A 22,236-nucleotide genomic window follows, 5' to 3' on the forward strand; every position below is an offset into this window, starting at 1 on the left:
TCAATCACTTGCAACCTTCTTTTCAAGATTGCCCCGAAGCATTTCGTCCCGGGTGAGCCGCCCATTCTACATCCCTTTGTTGGTCCGTCAACACCCAAAATCGAAGAGGTTGGCGACGTTTTAAGGGGACCTTCGAGAAGGACTGTCTCGTCGAAGGGGGTGGAATCATAGCGCCGGCAGGCGGCCCTGTGAAGGGGCGAAAACGCATTCTGCGCGAAAAATTCGCGGACAGGAGGGTGTGTGTGACCTTGATGGGCGCCACACGGGCGCCCAGTCACTCAGCAAGGCAATCCAGAAGAGGTCAGACCGCCTGGACCGGCGCGCATCCCGGCGTCTTGGCGGTATCGGCCTGGGGTTGCCCGGCCTCATGCATAGGGACGAACCCTACGCGATACGGGATCAGCGCCTCGGGATGCAGTTTTTCGAGTGCATCCCAGTCGTCTTCAAAGGGAATGAATTGCTGCATGGCCGTTCCTCGGGGATAGGGATTCGCGCGAGGAACATTCAAGCAAAGAGAAAAGCCGGGGCGCTGGCGAAATCGGGCGATTTGCAGGCAGCGCGGGGCGAATCAGTCGACTTCGATCATTTCGAAGTCACTTTTGGTCGCGCCGCAGTCCGGGCACGTCCAGGCATCGGGCACGTCTTCCCAGCGTGTGCCAGGCTCGATGCCCTCTTCCGGCAACCCCTGGGCCTCGTCATAGATAAAGCCGCAAACCACGCACATCCATTTGCGCAGGGTGGTGTCGGTGGACGTTTGGTTCATAGATACATCGCCAGATCAGTCAGAGTGAATAGCGTATTCTCGCAACTCCTCTGCCGATGGGAAAGCGGCCGCGCGGGTCTTTGAGCCATGCGCGCGCTTCGAGGCAAATTCGAGTGACTGGCGATAACACGACATCGCCCCGACAATGGTGCTTCTCCCCCGATCGCACGCCCCACGGCCGATCCTGATCGTTGCCATACCTTATCGAGTTGTCATCCATGACCAATCACGATCTTTTCCAGCGCGCACTGACGCTCATGCCCGGCGGCGTAAATTCTCCGGTGCGGGCATTCAAGTCCGTTGGCGGCGAGCCCTTCTTCACCGCGCGCGCGGAGGGGGCCTATCTCTGGGACGTGGAAGGCAAGCGTTACATCGACTACGTCGGATCCTGGGGGCCGATGATCGTGGGACATAACCATCCGGCAGTGCGTGAAGCCGTTGAACGCGCCGTACGCGACGGCCTCTCCTTCGGCACCCCCTGCGCCGCTGAAGTCACCATGGCCCAGATGATCACACGCCTGGTGCCCTCAGTTGAAATGGTGCGCATGGTCAACTCCGGCACGGAAGCCACTATGTCCGCCATTCGACTTGCCCGTGGCGCTACGGGGCGCAGCAAGATCGTGAAATTCGAGGGCTGCTATCACGGCCATGGTGACAGTTTTCTGGTGAAGGCCGGTTCGGGCGCGTTGACGTTTGGCGTTCCGACATCACCTGGCGTGCCCAAGGCAAACGCCGACCTCACACTGACACTGCCTTATAACGATCTCCACGCTGCTCAAGCCCTGTTCGCCGAACACGGCGACGATATCGCGGGCCTGATCATCGAACCCGTCGCCGGCAACATGAACTGTATTCCGCCACAGGAAGGCTACCTACAAGGCTTGCGCGACCTCTGCACGCGCCATGGCACGCTGTTGATTTTCGATGAGGTGATGACCGGTTTTCGGGTTGCACTTGGCGGCGCGCAGGCGTTCTATGGCGTAACGCCCGATCTCACCACCTTCGGCAAGATCATCGGCGGCGGCATGCCGGTGGGTTCCTACGGCGGACGCCGAGAGCTGATGGAACAGATTGCACCGGCCGGCCCGATCTACCAAGCTGGCACCCTGAGCGGAAATCCGGTCGCCATGGCTGCCGGACTGGCCATGCTGGAGCTGGTGCAGGCGCCGGGCTTTCATGACGCATTGGCCGCACGCACACGCCTGCTGACAGATGGGTTGCAAGCAGTGGCCGACGGTGAAGGTGTTCCTTTCAGCACTAACCGGGTGGGTGGCATGTTCGGGCTTTTCTTCACGCACGAGAAAGTGAGCAGCTACGCCCACGCAACCGCTGCGGATACGGCGATGTTCAATCGCTTTTTCCACGGCATGCTCGAGCGCGGCGTGTTTCTTGCGCCTAGCGCGTTCGAAGCAGGGTTTCTTTCCTCCGCGCACAGCGACGAGGACATTGCGGCAACGTTGGACGCCGCGCGCGCCGCCCTGCGCGAGGCACGCATGGTGTAACGGCATGCACGCCCGCACATCCTCCGCGGATGCATTCGGCCCCGCAACGAAAGCGGGCTGGCGGGCGCGTTGGTTCCATATCATCTTCGAACACGACGACGCGGCAGGGCGCCGCTTCGATGTGCTGGTGATTGTCGCCATCCTGGGCAGCATTGCCGTGGCCGTGTTCGATACGGTCGCACAGGTACACGCACGCTACAGTGCCTTGTTCTATGCGCTGGAGTGGACATTCACGTTGGTCTTCACGCTTGAATACGCGATGCGCATTCTGGTGGTCGATCGGCCATGGCGCTACGTGTGCAGCTTTTTCGGCATCGTTGACCTGCTTGCCGTTTTGCCTACGTGGATCAGCCTGGTGGCCGTAGGCAGTCAGTATCTGCTGGTCGTGCGCGCCCTACGTATTTTGCGGATCTTCCGCATTCTCAAGCTCACGCGCTATGTCGGCGAAGCCGATCTATTGTGGATCACACTGGTTCGCGCGCGGCGCAAGGTGCTGATTTTTTTCAGCACCATTCTCACGCTGGTACTTATCTTTGGTGCCCTGATGTATCTCATTGAAGGGCCTCAGGACGGGTTCACGTCGATCCCTACATCGATGTATTGGGCGATCGTCACGATGACCACGGTCGGCTTCGGCGACATCACACCCAAGACAACGCTGGGCAAGCTGATCACATCGCTGATCATCCTGATTGGCTACAGCATCATTGCCGTACCCACCGGTATCTTTACTGCAGAACTGGCCGCCGGCATGCGTGCGCGCCGCAACTATCTGCCGTGCGCGCAGTGCGGACAGGCAGATCATGAAGGGGACGCGAGTTATTGCCGTATCTGCGGCACACCACTGCATAAAGCCGGGGAAGCGCAACGGCAAGCGTAGAGGTTGTGAGTCATCGCGCTTACCGTTGTGCGCCTGATATTACCAACGTCCCGTGTTGGGCATCGACACCCATGGTTCGCACGGCGGGAGATGTCCGTCTTGCAGCAATTCGATGGAAACGAGATCCGGCGAACGCACAAAGGCCATGTGGCCGTCGCGCGGCGGTCGGTTGATGGTGTACCCCATCGACTGCAAATGTTCACACGTGGCGTAAATGTCTTGCACGCGGAACGCGAGATGGCCGAAGTTGCGGGCCGAACCGTAATCCTCTTGCGAGCCCCAGTTATGCGTGAGCTCAACCTCCGCTTCCGGGCTATCCGGCGCGGCAAGATAAACCAGCGTGTATTTGCCTTCGGGCACATCCATGCGGCGCACCTGTTTCAAACCAAGCCCTTCGCAGTAAAAGCGAAGCGAAGCATCGAGATCGCGCACGCGGACCATGCTGTGCAAGTATTTCATCGTCCTACTTCCTGATGCGTTACGAATCGGCGCGCATTATCGCGCCACGAATGTGCGCAGCGCGACACGCAAGCGCGACAAACCGTCGGACAGCTCCTCATCGGTAATATTCAACGGTGGCACGAAGCGCAATACATCCGGCCCTGCCTGCAACACCAGCAGGCCATGCGCGGCCGCTACATTGAGTATTTCACCCGCCTTCCCGCAATACGGTTCGGCCAGTACCGCACCCAGCATCAGTCCACGCCCGCGCACCTGGGCAAACACACCCAGTTCCGAGCCAATCGAGGTGAGCGCCTCCTGCAGCGCCATGGATTGCCGCTGCACATTGGCCAACAATTCCGGTGACGACAGCTTACGCAGCGCAACGCGCGCCACGGCTGCGGCCATGGGATTTCCACCGAAGGTCGTGCCGTGCGCACCAAACTGCATGATTTGCGCAACCTTGGGCCCAGCCAGCATCGCGCCGATCGGAAAACCGCAACCCAGTGCCTTGGCCAGAGTCACGATATCCGGCGTCACCGCATCGTGCGTGTGCGCGAACAGCGTGCCGGTGCGACCCATGCCGCATTGGATTTCATCAAGCACCAGCAAGGCCCCATGTGCATCGCATAGCTCACGCACGCGCTTGAGAAAGCCCGGCGCCGCTGGCAACACGCCGCCTTCGCCCTGCACGGGCTCCAGCATCACCGCGACGATATCGCCCGTCGCGAAGGCGTTCTCAACCGCTGCGATGTCATTGAATTCCAGATAGCGAAAGCCGCCTGGAAGTGGCTCGTAACCTTCCTGGTATTTCGGCTGCGCGGTCGCCGTTACCGTCGCCAGCGTACGACCGTGGAAAGAGCCGCGGAAGGTAATCATCACGCGCCGCTCCGGCGGCCGACCCTGCGCCGCGGCCCACTTGCGCACCAGCTTGATCGCCGCCTCGTTTGCTTCGGCGCCCGAATTGCACAGGAATACCCGCTCGGCAAAGCCAGAGGCTTCCACCAGTTCTTGCGCCAGATGCAACGGCGGCTCGGTATAGAACACATTGCTGCTGTGCCAGAGCTTGTGCGCCTGGGCGATCAACGCGGCGAGCAGGTCCGGATCCTGATGACCAAGCGCGTTCACCGCAATGCCTGCGCCGAAATCGATGTAATCACGCTGCTCGGTATCCCACACGCGCGCGCCCTTGCCTCGATCGAGCACCAGCTCGCGCGGCTTGTAGACGGGTAACCAGTAACGCTTGCCGAGATCGACGAGAGATGACACCGAAAAATCCTCCAATACATGCAATAGCTTCTGGCACGGCCCAAAGCCATGTCATCGGCGGCGACGCGAAAAAGCAGGGGAAGACGCATCCTAGCCAGCAAGAGCCACCATGCCAACATACGCTAGCGTTGTTTATTGCATCGCGTGGTGTATCAGATCCGTTACACCTGCTGAAAAGCGCGTCAGGACGCCGCTCGGCGGGAGATGCGCACCTCGCCCGCTGTAACAGTCTGTGACAGGCGAACCGCCCGCCCCCTTCCTGAAATCACGCTTAGACCCTCATTTTCCTGCGTTTTTAGCCATGGCACGGTACTTGCCCTCTATTTAAATGCGCCGTCATGACGACGGCAATGAGGGCGGTAACCCGGCGACATGCCGCCGGGCACCATGTGGAAGCCCCCGGCCCGTCCCCTGCGGGCCGGGGGTCTTCCCTTTGCAAGCAGCCGAGCACGGGCGATCTGCGAACGTCGTGCGTCCATCGCTGAGCATGGGCATAACGCCGGATGCGCCGTATTTCACCCCGGCGTTGAAACTGCCATACGTGTTCTGAGCGCGGCGGTACCCGATCACTCCTCGCCCCGGGCGAAAGCCGGGGCGATGGATGAGCGACAAGGCTCAGTTCAATGCAAATCTTCCAGCACCAACTGGTGCTTCTTGCACAAACGATAGATAGTGACGCGCGACACCTTCAAGCGCCGCGCACACTCGCTGATGTTGAAGCGCGATTCGCGCAGGCACGCCATGACAGCATCGCGCTCGGCCGAGGTGCGCATCAAGCCAAGGCTGGAATGACCTGCGCGCGGCGCAATCACATCTTCCAGATCCAGATCCGCCACGCTGATCTGCGCGCCTTCCGCTACCACGGCCGCACGCTGGACGCGATTGAGCAGCTCGCGCACATTGCCCGGCCACGCAAAATCCTTCAGTGCCTTACGTGCCAGCGCGCTGAACGTTCGTGCATGGCTATCGTGCTGCTTGCGGAAGCTGTCCAGGAAAATTTGTGCAAGCTGCAACACGTCATCGGCGCGCTCGCGCAGACCGGGCATGCGTAAACGAAGAACGTTCAGGCGATAATACAAATCTTCGCGGAAACGACCCTGCGCGACGGCTTTTTCCAGATCCACATGCGTGGCGGCCAGCACCCGCACATCGAGCTTGATCGACTGCGTGGAACCCACGCGCTCCAGCGTGCCCTCCTGCAGCAATCGCAGCAGGCTGATCTGCGCGTCCGGCGGCAGGTCGCCCACTTCATCCAGAAAAACGGTTCCGCCGGCGGCCGCTTCGAAATGACCCACGCGACGCGCATTGGCACCGGTGAATGAACCGCGCTCATGACCGAACAATTCAGACTGCACCAGATTGGCCGGCAACGCACCGCAGTTGATGGCCGCAAAAGGATGATTTCGACGCGGCGAGAGTGTATGCAGCGCACGGGCTGCAACTTCCTTGCCGGTACCGGTTTCGCCAGTGATCAACACCGGCAGATCGACCGGTGCGTATTTGCGCAAACTCGCCACCACCGCCATCATCGCCGGGCTGTTGCCGGTAATGCCCGGCACATCGGCATGCACTATCGGTGGCGGCGCATTGCCGGCAAGCGTGCCGAGTGTTTCAATGAGCCGCTGCAAATCGATCGGCGCGGTGAAGAAGTCGATGCTCGCGCGCAGCACACGCTCCACTTCCGGTGCCTGCACGGGCGTGTCGGACGACAGCAAGGCGAGCCAGGGAATACGCGGATGATCAGCCATCAGCCTGGCGATGCTGAGCAAGGTCTCCATGTCGGCCTTGCGCACGTCCGCCATCGCAACGACGGTGTCGCCTCGCCGGATGCCAACGCCGCCTCCTGATGCACTCGCATCGGCAACGCGCGTATGCCAGCCTGCCTGCGCCAGACGAGTTCTTTCGATACTCGTGGGCTCCCCGAACCACACTACGCAACGGATCGACGTGTCGGTCATCATCGCTATGCCCTCCCTCCAGGACGGCTGACGCGCGATCCCTGCCACATCCCCTAGCAGGCCCTTTACCCCTGCGCGCGTTCAGCATGCACCCTAAAAATGTGGTGCAGTTCACGAAATATACACCCGATTCCCCATGGGTGGTCACTTTTTAAGCAAACAACTAGCGGCTCTCCAGTTCAGTAATGCGGCACGGCTGGTGCGTACATTCTAGCCATCGAACGACGGCGACCTGATGACAGTTCCCCCCCGCGACGTTACTAAACGCATCAGTTTAGAAAAAGGTCGGGCAGCAGCGGGGCGCCAAGCTTATAGGCGTAGGTGTCGAAATCGCGTATGCCCGCTTCGCGCAGGACGTCCTCGTCGATGGCGAAGCGACCGGTGCAATCGCGCGCCGGTTGAATCAGCAGCGCGTGCGCTGCATCGGCGACGATCTCCGGCCGTCGGCAGTGCTCCGGCTTCACGCCATCGATCATCGCGATAGCTGCCGTGGCAATAACCGTACGTGGCCACAGTGCGTTCACCGCGATACCGAGCGGCGCCAGCTCCGCGCTCATGCCCAACACGCACAAACTCATGCCATATTTGGCGATGGTGTAGGCGGTGTGTGGCGCGAACCATTTCGGATCGAGATTCGGCGGCGGCGAAAGCATCAACACGTGCGGATTGCTGGCCTTTTTCAAATACGGCAGACACGCTTGCGTCACCATGAAGGTGCCGCGCGTATTCACCTGATGCATCAGGTCGAAGCGCTTCATCGGCGTGTCCTCCGTGCCGGCCAACCAAATGGCGCTTGCATTGTTGACCACGATGTCGATGCCGCCGAAACGTTCCACCGCTTGCGCCACCGCGGCGTGCACCTGGTCTTCTTCGCGTATGTCGACCTTCAGGGCGAGTGCTTTGCCGCCCGCCGCTTCCACCTCGGCCGCCGCCGTGTGAATGGTGCCGGGCAACTTTGGATTAGGCACGCCGCTCTTGGCAGCGATGACGATGTTGGCGCCATCACGCGCAGCGCGCAGAGCGATGGCCAGGCCAATACCGCGCGAGGCACCCGTGATGAACAGCGTTTTTCCAGCCAGATTGGGCATAGCGTCCTCACGCTTTTTGGAAGCGCGGCAGGATATCGCGCAAGACGGTCAGGCGCTGCAATGGATCGGTCATTTCAAGCAATTGCTGTTGCTCATCGCGCGCCAGGGGCAGCAATTCAGCCAGACGGAAGCCCACCCAGCCGGCGTCGTCGAAGGACGATTTCGGCGCGTGGCGCCATTGCGGGCCCATCGTTTCAATCAAACGTTCAAGAATGGTCTGCAGCAGCGCGAATTCCACCGGCACTTCCTGCGGCGTTTCCTCGGGCCACTGTTGTACATCGCCGCGCAACAAGCCATCCGAACGCGCACGCGTGCGCAAGACACGAAAGCGGTCGCCACCTTCGGCAACGATGCCGAGCAAACCATCCTCGCGATGCGTGAAATCGACAATGTGCGCCAAGGTGCCGATCGCCGCGGGCCGCGCCGGCACACCCACTTCGGAACCTTCCAGAATGAGGCAGACCCCGAATGCCGAGCCGGTGCGCGTGCATTCGCGCACCAGATCGAGGTAACGCGGCTCGAAGATGCGAAGTTGAAGCTGCCCGCCCGGGTAAAGCACGGTACCGAGCGGAAACAGAGGCACTTCGGCGAAGGGAGGTTGAGCAGCCATCAAGGCATTTTAAAGCCTGTCAGGCGCGATCGTGTGACAGGGGTCTGGCAGCGTGAGAGTTCACATCACCGCTATTTAAGCCGGTTGGCTGAGCGCGGTGGCGAACCGGCGCGGCGCATTTTCGAAGCCGCCGTTGGACATGAATATCACATGGTCGCCGGAGCGCACCTGCGATTTCAGCGCAGCCAGCAAGGCATCGACAGAAGGTGCGGTACTGGCGCGACCATGCAGGGCATCGATCACACGTGAGGCATCCCACGGCAGTTCGGGACGATGCAGGAATACGACGGCGTCCGCATCGGCCAACGACGGTGCAAGCGCCTCGGCGTGGGCACCCAAGCGCATGGAATTGGAGCGCGGCTCCAGCGCGACGAGAATGCGCGCCTTGCCTACCTTTGCGCGCAAGCCGGCCAGCGTGGTGGCGATGGCGGTGGGATGATGAGCGAAGTCGTCGTAGATACGCACACCGTCGACTTCACCCACGACTTCCATGCGGCGCTTGACGCTGCGGAACGTACTGAATGCCGCGAGCAATCCACGCGGGTCCGCACCGGCTGCGGCAGCCGCTGCGAGCGCGGCCAGCGCATTCATGACGCTGTGATCGCCCAGCAGCGACCAATGCACGTCGCCAATGGTATTGCCCTTGTAGCTCACCGAGAACTGCGAGCCATCCGCAGCGATCAGCGCACCCTGCCAATCGCCCTTGCCGATGCCGAATGTTTCCACCGGTGTCCAGCACCCCATCGCCAGCACGTCAGCAAGATACGCATCGTGCGCGTTGACGATCAGTTTGCCGTTGCCGGGCACGGTGCGTACAAGGTGATGGAATTGACGCTGGATCGCAGCGACGTCGGGGAAGATATCGGCGTGGTCGTATTCGAGATTGTTGAGAATCGCGACGCGTGGACGGTAGTGCACGAATTTGGAGCGCTTGTCGAAAAAGGCGCTGTCGTATTCATCCGCCTCGATGACAAAGTGCTTGCCCTGTCCCAATCGCGCGGAGATACCGAAGTTGCCCGGCACGCCGCCGATCAAAAAGCCAGGCTCGAGCCCCACGCTGTCGAGCAGATGCGCCAGCAGGCTGCTGGTCGTGGTTTTGCCGTGCGTACCGGCCACCGCCAGCACCTCGCGCTCCGCCAACAGTCGCTCGCCCAGCCACTGCGGGCCGGAGACGTAGCGCAACCGTTCGTAGAGCATGTATTCGACGGCCGGATTGCCGCGCGTCATGGCATTGCCGACGACGACCAGATCCGGCGCGGGCTTGAGGTATTGAGCCTTGTAGCCTTCCATCAGCTCGATGCCGAGCGCCTGGAGCTGTGTGCTCATGGGCGGATAAACGTTGGCGTCGGAGCCTTCCACCGTTTCGCCGAGTTCGCGCGCCAAAGCGGCGACGCCGCCCATGAAGGTGCCGCAGATACCAAGGATGTGCAGACGCATGCGAGTGTCGTTTCAGGCTTTACAGGAGGAGCACGGATGTTCCAAAGCTATCACGGCGCTGTGGCTTACCTTGCCGTCATTCCCGCTTTCGCGAGCATGACGTGCAGGAAAAAGCGAACATCCTGGCGAACGTGCAGCCTGTCACCGCGGGCAGACACAACCGGCTCAACCGTTCGCGGTGGCGGTTTCGTTCCCCAGCGCACGCTTGACGCGCGCGGTGACGTCATCGAGTTCGCCGACGCCATCGACCACCTGCAGCTTGCCGCGGCGCGCATAGAAATCGGCCACCGGCGCGGTCTGCTCGGCATAGACCTTCAGGCGATCGCGCACTACGACTGGATCGTCGTCCTTGCGGTGTTCGGCGGCGAAGCGGATTTCGCAGCGCTTGATGATCACTTCGCTGGGCACGTCCAGCTTGACTACGGCATCCAGCGGCTGCCCGATCTTGGTGAGCAGATGATCCAGCGCATCGGCCTGCGCGAGGTTGCGCGGGTAGCCGTCGAGGATGAAGCCCGAGCGCGTGTCGGCTTCCGCCAGACGCTCTTCCAGCATGCCCAGCAGAATGTCGTCAGAAACAAGTTGGCCGGCATCCATCACCGCCTTGGCTTTTACGCCCAGCGGCGTGCCTGCCTTCACCGCCGCGCGCAGCATGTCGCCGGTCGAGATGTGCGGCACGCCCAGTTCGGCCTTCAGCCGGGCCGCCTGCGTACCCTTGCCCGAGCCGGGCGCACCAAGGAGGACAAGTCGCATAAAACTCCACAAGGTCTTAGGTTCTGCCGCACACTGCGACAGATACCCTAGGATTCCTTAGACGAATGCCGGTCAAGGTAGCGTCTGCGGGGGGTGGCGTCAAACCGCGCATTCTCCGATTTCACGCCAAGTGGCTGATATATATATGTGATCTGTGACGGAAGTCCCCCATCACACACTTTTCGGAGAGTGCCCATGAAGTCCAAAGCCCATTCCGCCATTGGCCGCCTTCTGTACGCCCAATCCGGCGGCGTCACCGCCGTGATCAATGCCACCGCCGCGGGGGTGATCCAGACGGCGCGTGCGCATCGCGTTCCGGTCTATGCCGCGCACAACGGCATCCTGGGCGCCCTGCGCGAGGAGTTGATCGACACCAGCAAGGAAACCGCGGCGGCCATCGCGGCGCTCAGACATACGCCGGGCGGTGCGTTCGGGTCCTGCCGGTACAAGCTCAAATCGCTGGAGGCCAACCGTGCCGAATATGAGCGCCTGATCGATGTATTCCGTGCGCACGACATCCGCTGGTTCCTCTACAACGGCGGCAACGATTCAGCGGACACCGCGCTCAAAATCTCGCAACTGGGCAAGGCGATGGATTACGACATCCGCTGCATCGGCGTGCCCAAGACGGTGGATAACGACCTGGCGGTCACCGATTGCTGTCCCGGTTTCGGTTCGGTAGCGAAGTACACGGCGGTGTCCACGCTGGAGGCGAGCCTGGATGTGGCCTCCATGGCGGACACCTCCACCAAGGTGTTCATCCTGGAAGTGATGGGCCGCCACGCCGGCTGGATCGCCGCCGCGTCAGGCCTGGCGGGCGAAGGCGCGGACGCGCCGCCGCACATCATCCTGTTCCCCGAGCGCGTGTTCGATGAAGCGGCGTTTCTGGCCAAGGTGAAAGCCACCGTGGAGCGCGTGGGCTGGTGCACGGTGGTCGCGTCCGAAGGCATCAAGAATGCCGAAGGCCAGTTTCTCGCCGAAGCCGGCACGCGCGACGCGTTCGGGCACGCGCAACTCGGCGGCGTGGCGCCGGTGCTGGCCGCGCTGGTCAAAGAGAAGCTCGGCTACAAATACCACTGGGCGTTGCCGGATTATCTGCAACGTTCGGCGCGCCACATGGCATCAAAAACCGATGCCGAGCAGGCCTACGCCGTCGGCAAGGCGGCGGTGGATTACGCACTCGCAGGCATGAACGCGGTGATGCCGGTGATCGTGCGCACCTCCGATGCGCCCTATCGCTGGAAGCTGGAGCCCGCCTCGCTGGAAAAGATCGCCAATCACGAGAAGAAGATGCCGGCGAGCTTCCTCACGCGCGACGGCTTCGGCATCACGCCCGCCGCACGCCGTTATCTGTCGCCGCTGATCCGCGGCGAAATGCCGCCCCCCTATGGGCGCGAGGGTTTGCCCAAGTACGTGCAGTTGAAAAATGCGAAGGTGGCGAAAAAGTTACCTGACTTCGCGCACTGACTTTTCTGCTTGCCATGCACAACTCCCTCCCCTGCATTGCAGGGGCCTGGGGTGGGGTTGCGCGAGCTTGCGGTTGTATACACCTTCAACGCTAGATTGCTTCACCCCACCCCAGCCCTCCCCTCCCTACTACACGTAGGGGAGGGCGCAGAGTCATGGCAATTCGCGCCATGGCGAACCGCAAAACGTATCCGACTGCTGCGGCATCGCACAACGTTTCATCACACAAGCTCTGCCTATACTCGACCAAGCCGCTCCATTTCGGGCGGTCGACACAACTTGAGGGGAGGCACCGATGCTGCAGCAGTATGGCTTGTGGATCGCGTTGGCTTGCGCGGTCGTGGCGATTTTGTACGGGGCGGTTTCCGTACGCTGGATTCTGGCGAAATCGCCGGGCAACCAGCGCATGCAGGAGATTGCCTCGGCTATCCAGGAAGGCGCACGCGCCTACCTCAACCGCCAGTACCGCACGATCGCGCTCGTGGGCGTGGTGCTGCTGGTGATCATCGGGTTCGCCCTGGGCTGGGGCACGGCCATTGGCTTCGCCATCGGCGCGATATTGTCCGGCGCCACCGGCTATATCGGCATGAACGTCTCGGTGCGTGCCAACGTGCGTACGGCCGAAGCGGCACGCCACGGGCTGGCTTCCGCGCTCAATGTGGCGTTCCGGGGTGGTGCGATCACCGGCATGCTGGTGGTGGGCCTGGCCCTGCTCGGTGTGGCCGGTTACTACGCGGCGCTGACGCACATGGGCTACGACACCGCTCACGCACTGCATGCGATGATCGGCCTGGCCTTCGGTTCCTCATTGATCTCGATCTTCGCGCGCCTTGGCGGCGGCATTTTCACCAAGGGTGCCGACGTGGGCGCCGACCTGGTCGGCAAAGTGGAAGCCGGCATTCCCGAAGATGATCCGCGCAATCCTGCGGTGATCGCCGACAACGTGGGCGACAACGTGGGCGACTGCGCCGGCATGGCCGCGGACCTGTTCGAAACCTACGCGGTGACGCTGATCGCCAGCATGCTGCTCGGCGGCGTGGTCGGCGAGCAGGCGGGCGTGAATGCGGTGCTGTACCCACTGATGCTGGGCGGTGCATCGATCATCGCTTCGGTCATCGGCACCTTCTTCGTGCGCGCACGTGGCGGGAAGATCATGAATGCGCTGTACATGGGCGTGTTTATTTCCGCGATTCTGGCGGCCATCGCGTTCTGGCCGATCACCAAGAGCTTGATGGCCGATGCGACACTGGGCGTCACGGGCCTATACGGCAGTGCGCTGATAGGGCTGGTGCTGACGGGCGTGATCGTGGTGATCACCGAGTACTACACCGCGACCGAATACGGCCCCGTGCGCCATGTGGCGAAATCCTCCACCACCGGCCACGCCACCAACATCATCGCCGGCCTGGGCGTATCGATGAAATCGACGGCACTGCCAGTGCTCGCCGTATGCGCGGCGATCTGGGGCGCGTACGCATTGGCCGGCCTGTACGGTATCGCGGTTGCAGCCACGGCGATGTTGTCGATGACCGGCATGGTGGTCGCACTCGATGCTTACGGCCCGATCACCGACAACGCTGGCGGCATCGCCGAAATGGCCGAGCTGCCGCCGGAGGTGCGCGGTGTGACCGATCCGCTCGACGCCGTCGGCAACACCACCAAGGCCGTCACCAAGGGTTATGCGATCGGCTCGGCCGGCCTTGCCGCGCTGGTGCTGTTCGCCGACTACACGCATCGCTTGTCGCTGGAACATGCCGGCACGGTGTTCGCATTCGATCTTTCCGATCACCGCGTGATCGTCGGCCTCTTGATCGGCGGCATGATTCCGTATCTGTTCGGCGCGATGGCGATGGAAGCGGTGGGCCGTGCCGCGGGTGCCGTAGTGGAAGAAGTGCGTCGCCAGTTCCGCGAGATCGCCGGCATCATGGAAGGCACGACCAAGCCCGATTACTCGCGCGCGGTGGACCTGCTGACCAAATCGGCGATCAACGAAATGCTGATCCCTTCGCTGCTGCCGGTGTTGGTGCCGATCCTCGTCGGCTTCGTGCTTGGCCCGGTCGCGCTGGGTGGCATGCTGATCGGCACCATCGTCACCGGCTTGTTCGTCGCCATCTCGATGACTACCGGCGGTGGCGCATGGGATAACGCGAAGAAATACATCGAGGACGGCAACTTCGGCGGCAAGGGCTCGGATGCGCACAAAGCAGCCGTTACCGGCGATACCGTCGGCGATCCTTACAAGGACACCGCCGGCCCCGCCGTCAATCCGCTGATCAAGATCATCAACATCGTTGCGTTGTTGCTGATTCCGCTGCTGTAAGCACAAAGGCCTCGAACCCGGTGGCGTCACGCCGGGTTCGAGCTTGCCGCGCAAGCGTCTGACTAGAACCGGCCGGGCACAGCCAGAAATGTCGAACTGACACCTGTAGTCGCGTTCATCGATTGCCCGGTGATCTGGCCCGCATCATTGATGTCATTGGCATACACCAGTTGATCGGTGTAACCGCGTGCAATCTGCGTATTGAGATCGACGATGTTGCCGTTGCGCCAGAGCACGGCGCGGCATCCGCTGGCACCGCACGACTCGCCGACAATGACGTCTTCATCGTTGATGCCCAGCGCTTCGCTGATCGTGTCGCCAGGTAGCGTACCCAGATCACGCATGCCGCCGGCAGCGGTCCAGATAAATGCGTGCGCGTTGAAATTCCCTGCGCTTCCGCCACCTGGCACATTGGCGAAACCGACCACGACGCCACGCTCGTTGATCGCCATCGGCGTATTCCACGCACCCACACCGAGATTGCCCAGATCGATCACCTGATGGTGCTGCCACAGCACCGCATGGATGGCTGTATAGCGTCCAACCGCCTGGTCGCACAAACCTGAAATACCGACGATCTGCCCGCGATCATTGATGGCCGTTGCAGCACCGGAGGTGTCGCCGCTGATCAATGGCAACGCCTGGATGTCATCATCACCTGGCCCCCACACGACCGGCTTGAACTGCAGCACTTGCGTGGATGTCGGGTCGCAGGTGGGATCGTGCACCGTATTTTCCGCCCAGCCGACGATGCGTCCGAGATCGTTCGCACCTGTTGCAAAACCATTGTTGCCGCCGAGCGTGGGCAACGCATGCATATGCCCCCATCGCCATACGAATCCCAAGCAGGTATGGCCTGTCATGGTCGGAAAAAATGCCGAACAACTCCAGTTTTCGCCAAGCGGATCGACCTGCGCGGTTTCGGCGATACCCACCAGCACGCCATAATTGTTTTTCACCGGCCACGTAATACCGCTGTTGGCACCACCGAGCGTGCCCAGATCGAACGCCGAACCGTTCAACCAGAACGCCGCATGCATGCTTTGATTGCCCAGCAAGTTGGAAAAGCCGCTCACCAAGCCGGCATTATTGATACTGATGCCCGCGCTGGACGTACCGCCCAGCGACCCGAGGTTGCGGACCTGATAGCGGCCCTGCGCCGCCGCAGGCACCGATGCAATCAGCGTGCCTGACACGCACACAGCCGCCACCATCACGCTCGTTATACGACGCATGGGATGTCTCCTTGGTTCATGTTGTAACGCTTCAATCCGCGCCAAGCGTGGACGCTTCGGCTAGCTGCAAAAAGCGCCACTTTTACGACACCAGGTAGTCCAGTCCGCGCTATAGTTGGGATGCTCTGATCAATTCTGCACGGGCGGCATGATGTCCAGAAGGCTTGCAGGGTGTGTTGCGCGACGCTGGGCAGACTGGCCGTCTGGTCAAGTCGCGCGGCGCAGCCTGCGAGCCTTCTGGACATCACCCCGTCGCTTTAAATCCAGTTCATTGGGGCCGGCTCCATCTGTCCGCATCCCTTCGGTCCATCGTCTCGACAGACGGCCAGTCTGCCGTCGCCGATGGCCCCGTGATCTGCGAACGGATGGAGCCGGTGACGCCGGTGCAGAATTGATCAGAGCATCCCCGCCATGCGTCGCTGGGCATTGACCATTGCGCTCGATCCCAAACACGAACTGCCGATTTTTCTGCAGCTCGCCAACGCGATTGCCGACGATATACGTTGCGGGCGTCTGAAGGCCGGAGAGTCACTACCCGGCACGCGGGAACTGGCCGAGCAGCTTCGCGTAAATCGCAACACCGTCGTGGCAGGATACGAAGAACTCGTCGCGGAAGGATGGGTGCATACGCGCATCGGTGGCGGCACGTTCGTTGCGCCCTTACTGCCGCCGATGACGCGTACCGAGCGGCCTGTGCAAGACAAGCCCGCTTATTCGCTCGACGAAGCCGTTCACGCTGCGCCCGCAGTGCAAGTGCCGCCACCGGGCACATTGATGATTGCGCACAGCTTGCCGGATACGCGGCTGTTTCCCGCCGAAGCGCTTGCGCGCGCATTCCGCCGCGCCATCGTGCAACGGGGGCGTTCGCTGGTTGGCTACGCAGATCCGTGCGGTCACCCGCGCCTTCGCGAAGAGCTGGCAAGGATGCTACGCAGCACGCGTGCGTTGCCCGCCACGGCGGATGCGTTGATGGTGACGCGCAGCCTCGAACAGGGTATCGATCTTGTCGCACGCATGCTGCTCAAGCCCGGCGACGTCGTGGCCGTGGAAGCATTCGGTTATCCGCCCGCATGGAGCGTGCTGCGTCTGGCCGGCGCACAACTGCAAGCATTGCCGGTGGATCACCAAGGCATGCAGGTGGACGCGCTGGAAGATCTGCTGAAACACCAACACATCCGCGCCGTTTTTCTCACACCGCATCATCAGTTCCCGACCACGAGCGTGATGTCGCAGGCGCGTCGTGCGCGGCTTGCGGCGTTGGCGCAGTCGCACCACTTCGCCATCATCGAAGACGATTACGATCACGAGTTCCACTACGCTGGCAAACCCATTCTGCCGATTGCCGCGGGGCCGGGCGGCGCGAACGTGATCTATATCGGCTCGCTGTCCAATCTGCTCGCGCCCGGTATCAGCACCGGTTTCGTCCATGCACCGCCGTCTGTATTCCAACGTCTTGCCGGTTTGCGCGCGGCCAGCGATCCACGCAGCGACGTTGCCATGGAGTGCGCCCTCGGCGAATTGTTCGAAGATGGTGAATTGCTGAGGCATGTGCGCCGCATGCGACGCACCTATGCGGCACGTCGGGATGCACTGGCGCACACCTTGCGACAACAGCTTGGCAGCGCGTTGCACTTCCATGTACCCGATGGCGGCATGGGACTGTGGGCGCGGGTGGACGAGTCCATTGCCATCGATCGCTGGAGCCAGGAAGGCGCCCGCGAGGGCGTCCAGTTTTTCAGTGCGAAACGCTACGATTTCCACCAACGCGAGCAAGGCCATGTGCGGCTCGGTTTCAGTTTCCTCGACGAAACCGAACTCCAGGAAGCCGTACGCCGCATGGCCCGTGCGCTCGCGCGGATCAGCGCGTACCGCTTACCCAAAGCATCCCAGGCCAAGCCTGCAGCGACGCAACCTGGCATGAGCCACTGATTTTCCCCGCTGGCTTGAAATCATCGGTACGGCTGGCGATTTCACGACATATATCTGTCATCCATAGCCGCTTGCCGCGCAGCAGCCATTTGCGCGTCATGAGCCGGCGTTCCTTTCTCGGCAATCGGGCGGTACCCGGCCGTGTTCGACGAACTGGAACGGGTCAATTTGTTTACGAGACGTTTCATTGTCCATGGGGTGGTGGACTTCGAGCTTTTTTTGCCGCCAACCAAGGAATCTTTATCCGAGCCTCCTGGAAGTCCAATGTCCAGCAGCTTCACCCCATCCTTGCCATCATAGATGCCTAGCTTGGGCGTCTGCTTGAGCACTCCGGCCGAGTCGCGCGTATAGAGCGGTTGAGGTGTGCTCGTGTTCGATGGCTGTTTGACGAAATAGATATTGCCCTCCCAGGTCACCGCCCTGGCTTCCACCGATGGCGTGGGCAGCCGTCCCAAGAGCCCATGTGGTTTGCTACTGGCCTGAGCGTCGGCAAATCCTGCGCTGGAGGTCATCAATGGCTTGGCCTCATGCCCGATGCCATCGGGCCGGCTGCCCGATTCTTTACCCGTTGGAATGACGTGCTCTATGTGGGGTGCGGCATTTACATGGATATGAAAGGGCATAAAAAGCTCCTGTGTAAAGATGGGATATGAGCCTCCAGGACAGCATGGCGCGCCCCACTCGGGGTGGTGCGTTATCTCGGTGACGAGTCACCCCATCCTTTAGCCACTGGCTTTCATCACTGGCGTTTCATGGCGGTGAAAGTGCATGCTGGATGTTCCGCGCAAGATCGACTTTGCGCCTACCTTGGAGCGGAATGATGAGTTTGAAATCATCGGTGCGGCTGGCGTTCGCGCTCGCCGTCATAATGGGTGGCATGACCCAAGCTCACGATACCCCCACCCCAAAGGCGACAACGAGCGCCGACGATCCCTATCTCTGGCTGGAAGACATCCACGGCGCGCGCGCCATGCAATGGGTCGACACCCAGAACGCGGCCACTGAAAAGCAGTTTGCCGACAGCACACAGTTCCAGCACACGCGCGACCAGATTCTTCAAGTACTCGACTCCGACGCACGCATTCCTTACGTGGAACGCCGTGGCGACTACCTCTACAACTTTTGGCAGGACAAGGCGCATCCGCGCGGGCTCTGGCGCCGCACCACGCTGGAGGAATACCGCAAGAGCGAACCGAAGTGGGAGGTATTGCTCGACATCGATGCGCTCAACAAAGCCGAAGGCAAGCACTGGGTGTTCAAGGGCAGCGATTGCCTGAAGCCGGACTACAACCGCTGCCTGTTGAGCCTTTCACCCGGTGGCGGCGATGCGGTGGAAGTACGTGAGTTCGACATTCCGAGCAAGTCGTTTGTCAAAGACGGTTTCGCACTACCGATCGCCAAGAGTCAGGTCGGCTGGATCGATAACGATCATATCTACGTCGGCACCGATTTCGGCCCCGGCTCCATGACCACGTCCAGCTATCCACGCATCGCCAAACTATGGAAGCGTGGTACGCCGCTGAGCGCTGCCACCACCGTTTACGAAGGCAAGATGAGTGATCTTGCGGTCGTTGCCTCCCACGACCGCACGCCGGGATTCGAACGCGACTTCGTCAGCGTGGCGCACGATTTCTTCCACAGCGACATGTATCAGCTCAAGGACGGCAAGCTGATCCATCTGGATGTCCCCGAGGATGCGGCCAATGTGGACGCGCATCGCCAATGGCTAGTGGTGCAACTGCGCAACGCCTGGACGGTGGGCGGCACGACGTATCCATCGGGCGCACTCATCGCCATCAAGTACGACGACTTCATGGCCGGCAAGCGTCATTTCACCACGCTGTTCGCGCCGGATGCGCACACGGCGTTGTCGAACTACGCATGGACGCGCCATCACCTCATCCTCGACATCATGGACGACGTGAAGAGCCGGCTGGATGTCCTCACGCCGAAAGACGACGGCACCTGGGCACGCCAAGACATGCCCGGCGCTCCCACCTTCAGCACGGTGTCGGTGGTGGATACCGATCCGGACAACAGTGACGAATATTGGCTGAGCGTGACCGGATTCCTCACTCCTTCATCGCTGGAACGCGGCGTACTGGGCGAAGGGCAGGCGCAGACGATCAAGCAGAGCCCCGCGTTCTTCGATGCATCGAAGTTCGAAGTGAGCCAGCACTTTGCGACCTCCAAGGACGGTACACAGGTGCCGTACTTCGAAATCGCGCCGAAGCATCTGAAGCTCGACGGCACCCATCGCACCTTGCTCTATGGCTATGGCGGCTTTGAAGTTTCGCTGCAGCCGTTCTACAGCGGCAGCATCGGACGCGCATGGCTGGCGCGTGGCGGTGTGTATGTCATTGCCAATATCCGTGGCGGCGGCGAGTACGGCCCACGTTGGCATCAGGCGGCCCTGCAAGCCAATCGCCCGCGCGCCTACGAGGATTTTGCCGCGGTGGCGAGCGACCTCATCAAACGCGGTGTCACGTCCCCCAGTCATCTTGGCGCGGAAGGCGGCAGCAACGGCGGCTTGCTGATGGGCAACATGCTTACCGTCTATCCGCAGCTTTTCGGCGCCATTGCCTGCGAGGTGCCGTTGCTGGATATGAAGCGGTATATCCATCTCTCCGCTGGCGCGTCGTGGATCGCCGAATATGGCAACCCGGATGATCCCAAGCAGTGGGCATTCATCAAGACCTTCTCGCCCTATCAGAACGTGAAGGCCGGTACGACCTATCCGCCGGTGTTGTTCTACACCACCACCAGCGACGATCGCGTGGGCCCCGTGCAGGCGCGCAAGATGGCTGCGAAGATGCAAGGCATGGGCTACAAAAACGTGTGGTTCTACGAGAACACCGAAGGCGGTCATGGCGCCGGTGCGGACAACAAGCAGTCCGCACATATGCATGCGCTCGCATTTGAGTTCTTGTGGGATCAGTTGAAGTAACACCGCAGTTAGCAGCTTGACTCCCTCCCCTGCTTGGCAGGGGAGGGTTGGGGTGGGTCGCACGCGCTTGCAGTACCACGTCAATTCATCGCGAGCTTGCTTCACCCCCAACTACACGCAGGGCTGGGGGCTGTCGGAGACGTAAACCATGCCGCGCGCACAACGGCTAAAATCGCCTGCATGAAATCGCACCTCCCCATACGCCCTGAACTTCGCGAGTGGATCCTCTCCACCACGCGCGCCGGCCATAGCGTCGAAGCCGTGCTCAAGCTTATGCAGGAAACGGGCTACGATCCGCGCCAAAGCCGCAGCATCGTCGCCACGGTGCTGAACATGCCGATCTCCGCACTCGATCCCAACACGCTGCCAACGAAAACGCCGGGTCGCCGCACGCGACATCCCGAGCCGCCGCAGATGGAGATCGACGGACACACCGTCCATATCGGCCTGAGCATGGAATCGCCCGCATTGCGCGTGCTCAACGATTTTCTGTCGGCGGATGAGTGCATCGCGCTGATCGAGCAGGCAACACCACGCCTGCAACGCGCCAAGACCGTCGACAGCTCAGGCAAGCAGCAGATCGACGCGCGCCGCACCAGCGAGGGCATGTTTTTCACGACCGGTGAAACGCCGCTGATCAAGCGCATCGAACAGCGCATCGCATCGATGCTGAGCATTCCCGTCGACCACGGCGAAGGCTTGCAGGTACTGCATTACCTGCCCGGTCAACAATATGAGCCGCATTACGACTGGTTCAATCCGGAGCAACCGGGTTTTGCGGCGATCACCGCCCAAGGGGGCCAGCGCATCGCCAGCCTGGTGATGTATCTCAATACCCCCGATGCCGGCGGCGGCACTGCTTTTCCGGAAGTCGGCGTCACCGTCACCGCACGCCGCGGCGCGGCCGTCTATTTTGCGTATGACACGGGCGACGAGGCATCGTTGCATGCCGGACTGCCGGTGCAAAAAGGCGAGAAGTGGATCGCCACCAAGTGGCTGCGTGAGCGTCCGTTTCAAAAGAATTCGCGCTGAATAGCGCGGTTTTCTGCCCTCACCCTTCGCGCCTGGCGACCACCATACGGCCGCCAAGCGCCGCGCGCGCGCTCAGCGCCGTCACGACGCCAATGATCAGATGCACCACGATGCTGCCGACCATCCAGCTCGGCACGAATGGCGCTTTGGGTGCGGCCGAAAGCGGCACCACCATCAGGTTCATCACTGCATAGAGCATCACGCCATACAAGGCTCCATACAGCCAAGGCCGCTCGATCAGCGCCAAGACGCGCCTGCTCGCCAGGTAATACACGCCCACCATGGCCGCCATGATGGCGTAATGGAGCAAGCCGCCCAGCAATACCGTGCTGCTGCCTCCCGCGAAAGCGCGCTTGCCCAGGAGGCCCGCGGCGATGTTCTGCGCCACCCGTGCAGGCGCAACGCCGTACAGGCCGTGCCAGTAGGTACAGGCGAAAATCAGGTCCGCCGTGGCAAGCGCCAAAACGACGATCGTCATCAGCAGTGCACCTCGCCGGGCGCCCGCCGTTCTGCCTTCGACAGCTATCGACATGGACAGTACTCAGTCAGGTAATTCATCGGGAAAAAACCCGCGGAGCGGTCCTGGAAGCACGCCCCGCGGGTGTGAG

19 protein-coding genes are annotated in these 22,236 nt (G+C 61.5%); 7 read left to right on the forward strand and 12 right to left on the reverse strand.

Annotated features, from left to right (window positions below):
• Positions 1 to 301: 301 nt before the first annotated feature.
• Positions 302 to 466, reverse strand: coding sequence for a hypothetical protein (locus DWU98_RS21985; RefSeq protein ID WP_158545064.1), 165 nt, complete (start codon positions 464 to 466; stop codon positions 302 to 304).
• A gap of 102 nt (positions 467 to 568) precedes the next feature.
• Entirely contained in the window at positions 569 to 763 is a 195-nt protein-coding gene (locus tag DWU98_RS14405) for a rubredoxin (protein WP_115496262.1), read from the reverse strand.
• Between the two features lie 218 nt (positions 764 to 981).
• On the opposite strand from DWU98_RS14405, the gene hemL reads away from it, so the two are divergent.
• Both hemL and DWU98_RS14415 read left to right on the forward strand, forming a co-directional pair.
• Positions 982 to 2,265 (forward strand): glutamate-1-semialdehyde 2,1-aminomutase, encoded by a 1,284-nt coding sequence (hemL, locus tag DWU98_RS14410; protein ID WP_115496263.1) that lies wholly within the window; start codon positions 982 to 984, stop codon positions 2,263 to 2,265.
• A 4-nt stretch (positions 2,266 to 2,269) separates the two neighbouring features.
• Positions 2,270 to 3,145, forward strand: a complete 876-nt coding sequence (locus tag DWU98_RS14415) for an ion transporter (protein ID WP_115496264.1) — start codon at positions 2,270 to 2,272, stop codon at positions 3,143 to 3,145.
• A gap of 39 nt (positions 3,146 to 3,184) precedes the next feature.
• Here the strand turns inward: DWU98_RS14415 and DWU98_RS14420 are convergent, their stop codons facing one another.
• From DWU98_RS14420 to DWU98_RS14450, 7 genes are all read right to left on the reverse strand, one after another.
• Complete coding sequence (locus DWU98_RS14420; protein WP_115496265.1) at positions 3,185 to 3,604, reverse strand: lactoylglutathione lyase; 420 nt, start codon at positions 3,602 to 3,604, stop codon at positions 3,185 to 3,187.
• A 36-nt stretch (positions 3,605 to 3,640) separates the two neighbouring features.
• Entirely contained in the window at positions 3,641 to 4,855 is a 1,215-nt protein-coding gene (locus tag DWU98_RS14425; RefSeq protein WP_425480231.1) for an acetylornithine transaminase, read from the reverse strand.
• 620 nt (positions 4,856 to 5,475) lie between these two features.
• Positions 5,476 to 6,816, reverse strand: coding sequence for a sigma-54 dependent transcriptional regulator (locus DWU98_RS14430; protein WP_425480232.1), 1,341 nt, complete (start codon positions 6,814 to 6,816; stop codon positions 5,476 to 5,478).
• A 266-nt stretch (positions 6,817 to 7,082) separates the two neighbouring features.
• Entirely contained in the window at positions 7,083 to 7,901 is an 819-nt protein-coding gene (locus DWU98_RS14435) for an SDR family oxidoreductase (RefSeq protein ID WP_115496266.1), read from the reverse strand.
• A 7-nt stretch (positions 7,902 to 7,908) separates the two neighbouring features.
• Positions 7,909 to 8,511 (reverse strand): LON peptidase substrate-binding domain-containing protein, encoded by a 603-nt coding sequence (locus DWU98_RS14440; RefSeq protein ID WP_115496267.1) that lies wholly within the window; start codon positions 8,509 to 8,511, stop codon positions 7,909 to 7,911.
• A 75-nt stretch (positions 8,512 to 8,586) separates the two neighbouring features.
• Positions 8,587 to 9,948 carry a UDP-N-acetylmuramate:L-alanyl-gamma-D-glutamyl-meso-diaminopimelate ligase gene (mpl, locus tag DWU98_RS14445; protein WP_115496268.1) on the reverse strand — a complete coding sequence of 454 codons (1,362 nt, stop codon included), beginning with the start codon at positions 9,946 to 9,948 and terminating at the stop codon, positions 8,587 to 8,589.
• Positions 9,949 to 10,113: 165 nt separating this feature from the next.
• On the reverse strand, positions 10,114 to 10,698 hold the full coding sequence (locus DWU98_RS14450) for an adenylate kinase (protein WP_115496269.1): 585 nt from the start codon (positions 10,696 to 10,698) through the stop codon (positions 10,114 to 10,116).
• 195 nt (positions 10,699 to 10,893) lie between these two features.
• On the opposite strand from DWU98_RS14450, the gene DWU98_RS14455 reads away from it, so the two are divergent.
• Together DWU98_RS14455 and DWU98_RS14460 are read left to right on the forward strand one after the other, a co-directional pair.
• Positions 10,894 to 12,165, forward strand: coding sequence for a 6-phosphofructokinase (locus DWU98_RS14455; RefSeq protein ID WP_115496270.1), 1,272 nt, complete (start codon positions 10,894 to 10,896; stop codon positions 12,163 to 12,165).
• A gap of 295 nt (positions 12,166 to 12,460) precedes the next feature.
• Entirely contained in the window at positions 12,461 to 14,485 is a 2,025-nt protein-coding gene (locus DWU98_RS14460) for a sodium-translocating pyrophosphatase (protein ID WP_115496271.1), read from the forward strand.
• Between the two features lie 62 nt (positions 14,486 to 14,547).
• Here the strand turns inward: DWU98_RS14460 and DWU98_RS14465 are convergent, their stop codons facing one another.
• On the reverse strand, positions 14,548 to 15,720 hold the full coding sequence (locus tag DWU98_RS14465) for a hypothetical protein (RefSeq protein WP_115496272.1): 1,173 nt from the start codon (positions 15,718 to 15,720) through the stop codon (positions 14,548 to 14,550).
• A 411-nt stretch (positions 15,721 to 16,131) separates the two neighbouring features.
• Here DWU98_RS14465 and pdxR point away from each other — a divergent pair, with 411 nt between their 5' ends.
• A complete protein-coding gene (gene pdxR / locus DWU98_RS14470; protein WP_115496273.1) occupies positions 16,132 to 17,649 on the forward strand; it encodes a MocR-like pyridoxine biosynthesis transcription factor PdxR in 1,518 nt (505 codons plus the stop codon).
• 41 nt (positions 17,650 to 17,690) lie between these two features.
• Here pdxR and DWU98_RS14475 read toward each other — a convergent pair whose 3' ends face one another.
• Entirely contained in the window at positions 17,691 to 18,272 is a 582-nt protein-coding gene (locus DWU98_RS14475; RefSeq protein WP_115496274.1) for a hypothetical protein, read from the reverse strand.
• 197 nt (positions 18,273 to 18,469) lie between these two features.
• Between DWU98_RS14475 and DWU98_RS14480 the strand changes: the two genes are divergently transcribed.
• Both DWU98_RS14480 and DWU98_RS14485 read left to right on the forward strand, forming a co-directional pair.
• Entirely contained in the window at positions 18,470 to 20,596 is a 2,127-nt protein-coding gene (locus tag DWU98_RS14480) for a prolyl oligopeptidase family serine peptidase (protein WP_115496425.1), read from the forward strand.
• 180 nt (positions 20,597 to 20,776) lie between these two features.
• Positions 20,777 to 21,628, forward strand: coding sequence for a 2OG-Fe(II) oxygenase (locus DWU98_RS14485; protein ID WP_115496275.1), 852 nt, complete (start codon positions 20,777 to 20,779; stop codon positions 21,626 to 21,628).
• A 19-nt stretch (positions 21,629 to 21,647) separates the two neighbouring features.
• Here DWU98_RS14485 and DWU98_RS14490 read toward each other — a convergent pair whose 3' ends face one another.
• Positions 21,648 to 22,106 (reverse strand): hypothetical protein, encoded by a 459-nt coding sequence (locus tag DWU98_RS14490; protein WP_147293330.1) that lies wholly within the window; start codon positions 22,104 to 22,106, stop codon positions 21,648 to 21,650.
• Between the last annotated feature and the right edge of the window lie 130 nt (positions 22,107 to 22,236).

It is taken from the genome of Dyella monticola (assembly GCF_003363155.1).
GTDB lineage: Bacteria > Pseudomonadota > Gammaproteobacteria > Xanthomonadales > Rhodanobacteraceae > Dyella_B > Dyella_B monticola.

Excerpts from the sequence above, each read along its gene's own strand:
- DWU98_RS21985 (WP_158545064.1), bottom strand. The coding sequence starts at position 466 with ATGCAGCAATTCATTCCCTTTGAAGACGACTGGGATGCACTCGAAAAA.
- DWU98_RS14405 (WP_115496262.1), bottom strand. The coding sequence starts at position 763 with ATGAACCAAACGTCCACCGACACCACCCTGCGCAAATGGATGTGCGTG.
- hemL (WP_115496263.1), top strand. The coding sequence starts at position 982 with ATGACCAATCACGATCTTTTCCAGCGCGCACTGACGCTCATGCCCGGC.
- DWU98_RS14415 (WP_115496264.1), top strand. The coding sequence starts at position 2,270 with ATGCACGCCCGCACATCCTCCGCGGATGCATTCGGCCCCGCAACGAAA.
- DWU98_RS14420 (WP_115496265.1), bottom strand. The coding sequence starts at position 3,604 with ATGAAATACTTGCACAGCATGGTCCGCGTGCGCGATCTCGATGCTTCG.
- DWU98_RS14430 (WP_425480232.1), bottom strand. The coding sequence starts at position 6,816 with ATGATGACCGACACGTCGATCCGTTGCGTAGTGTGGTTCGGGGAGCCC.
- DWU98_RS14435 (WP_115496266.1), bottom strand. The coding sequence starts at position 7,901 with ATGCCCAATCTGGCTGGAAAAACGCTGTTCATCACGGGTGCCTCGCGC.
- DWU98_RS14440 (WP_115496267.1), bottom strand. The coding sequence starts at position 8,511 with ATGGCTGCTCAACCTCCCTTCGCCGAAGTGCCTCTGTTTCCGCTCGGT.
- mpl (WP_115496268.1), bottom strand. The coding sequence starts at position 9,948 with ATGCGTCTGCACATCCTTGGTATCTGCGGCACCTTCATGGGCGGCGTC.
- DWU98_RS14450 (WP_115496269.1), bottom strand. The coding sequence starts at position 10,698 with ATGCGACTTGTCCTCCTTGGTGCGCCCGGCTCGGGCAAGGGTACGCAG.
- DWU98_RS14455 (WP_115496270.1), top strand. The coding sequence starts at position 10,894 with ATGAAGTCCAAAGCCCATTCCGCCATTGGCCGCCTTCTGTACGCCCAA.
- DWU98_RS14460 (WP_115496271.1), top strand. The coding sequence starts at position 12,461 with ATGCTGCAGCAGTATGGCTTGTGGATCGCGTTGGCTTGCGCGGTCGTG.
- DWU98_RS14465 (WP_115496272.1), bottom strand. The coding sequence starts at position 15,720 with ATGCGTCGTATAACGAGCGTGATGGTGGCGGCTGTGTGCGTGTCAGGC.
- pdxR (WP_115496273.1), top strand. The coding sequence starts at position 16,132 with ATGCGTCGCTGGGCATTGACCATTGCGCTCGATCCCAAACACGAACTG.
- DWU98_RS14475 (WP_115496274.1), bottom strand. The coding sequence starts at position 18,272 with ATGCCCTTTCATATCCATGTAAATGCCGCACCCCACATAGAGCACGTC.
- DWU98_RS14480 (WP_115496425.1), top strand. The coding sequence starts at position 18,470 with ATGAGTTTGAAATCATCGGTGCGGCTGGCGTTCGCGCTCGCCGTCATA.
- DWU98_RS14485 (WP_115496275.1), top strand. The coding sequence starts at position 20,777 with ATGAAATCGCACCTCCCCATACGCCCTGAACTTCGCGAGTGGATCCTC.
- DWU98_RS14490 (WP_147293330.1), bottom strand. The coding sequence starts at position 22,106 with ATGACGATCGTCGTTTTGGCGCTTGCCACGGCGGACCTGATTTTCGCC.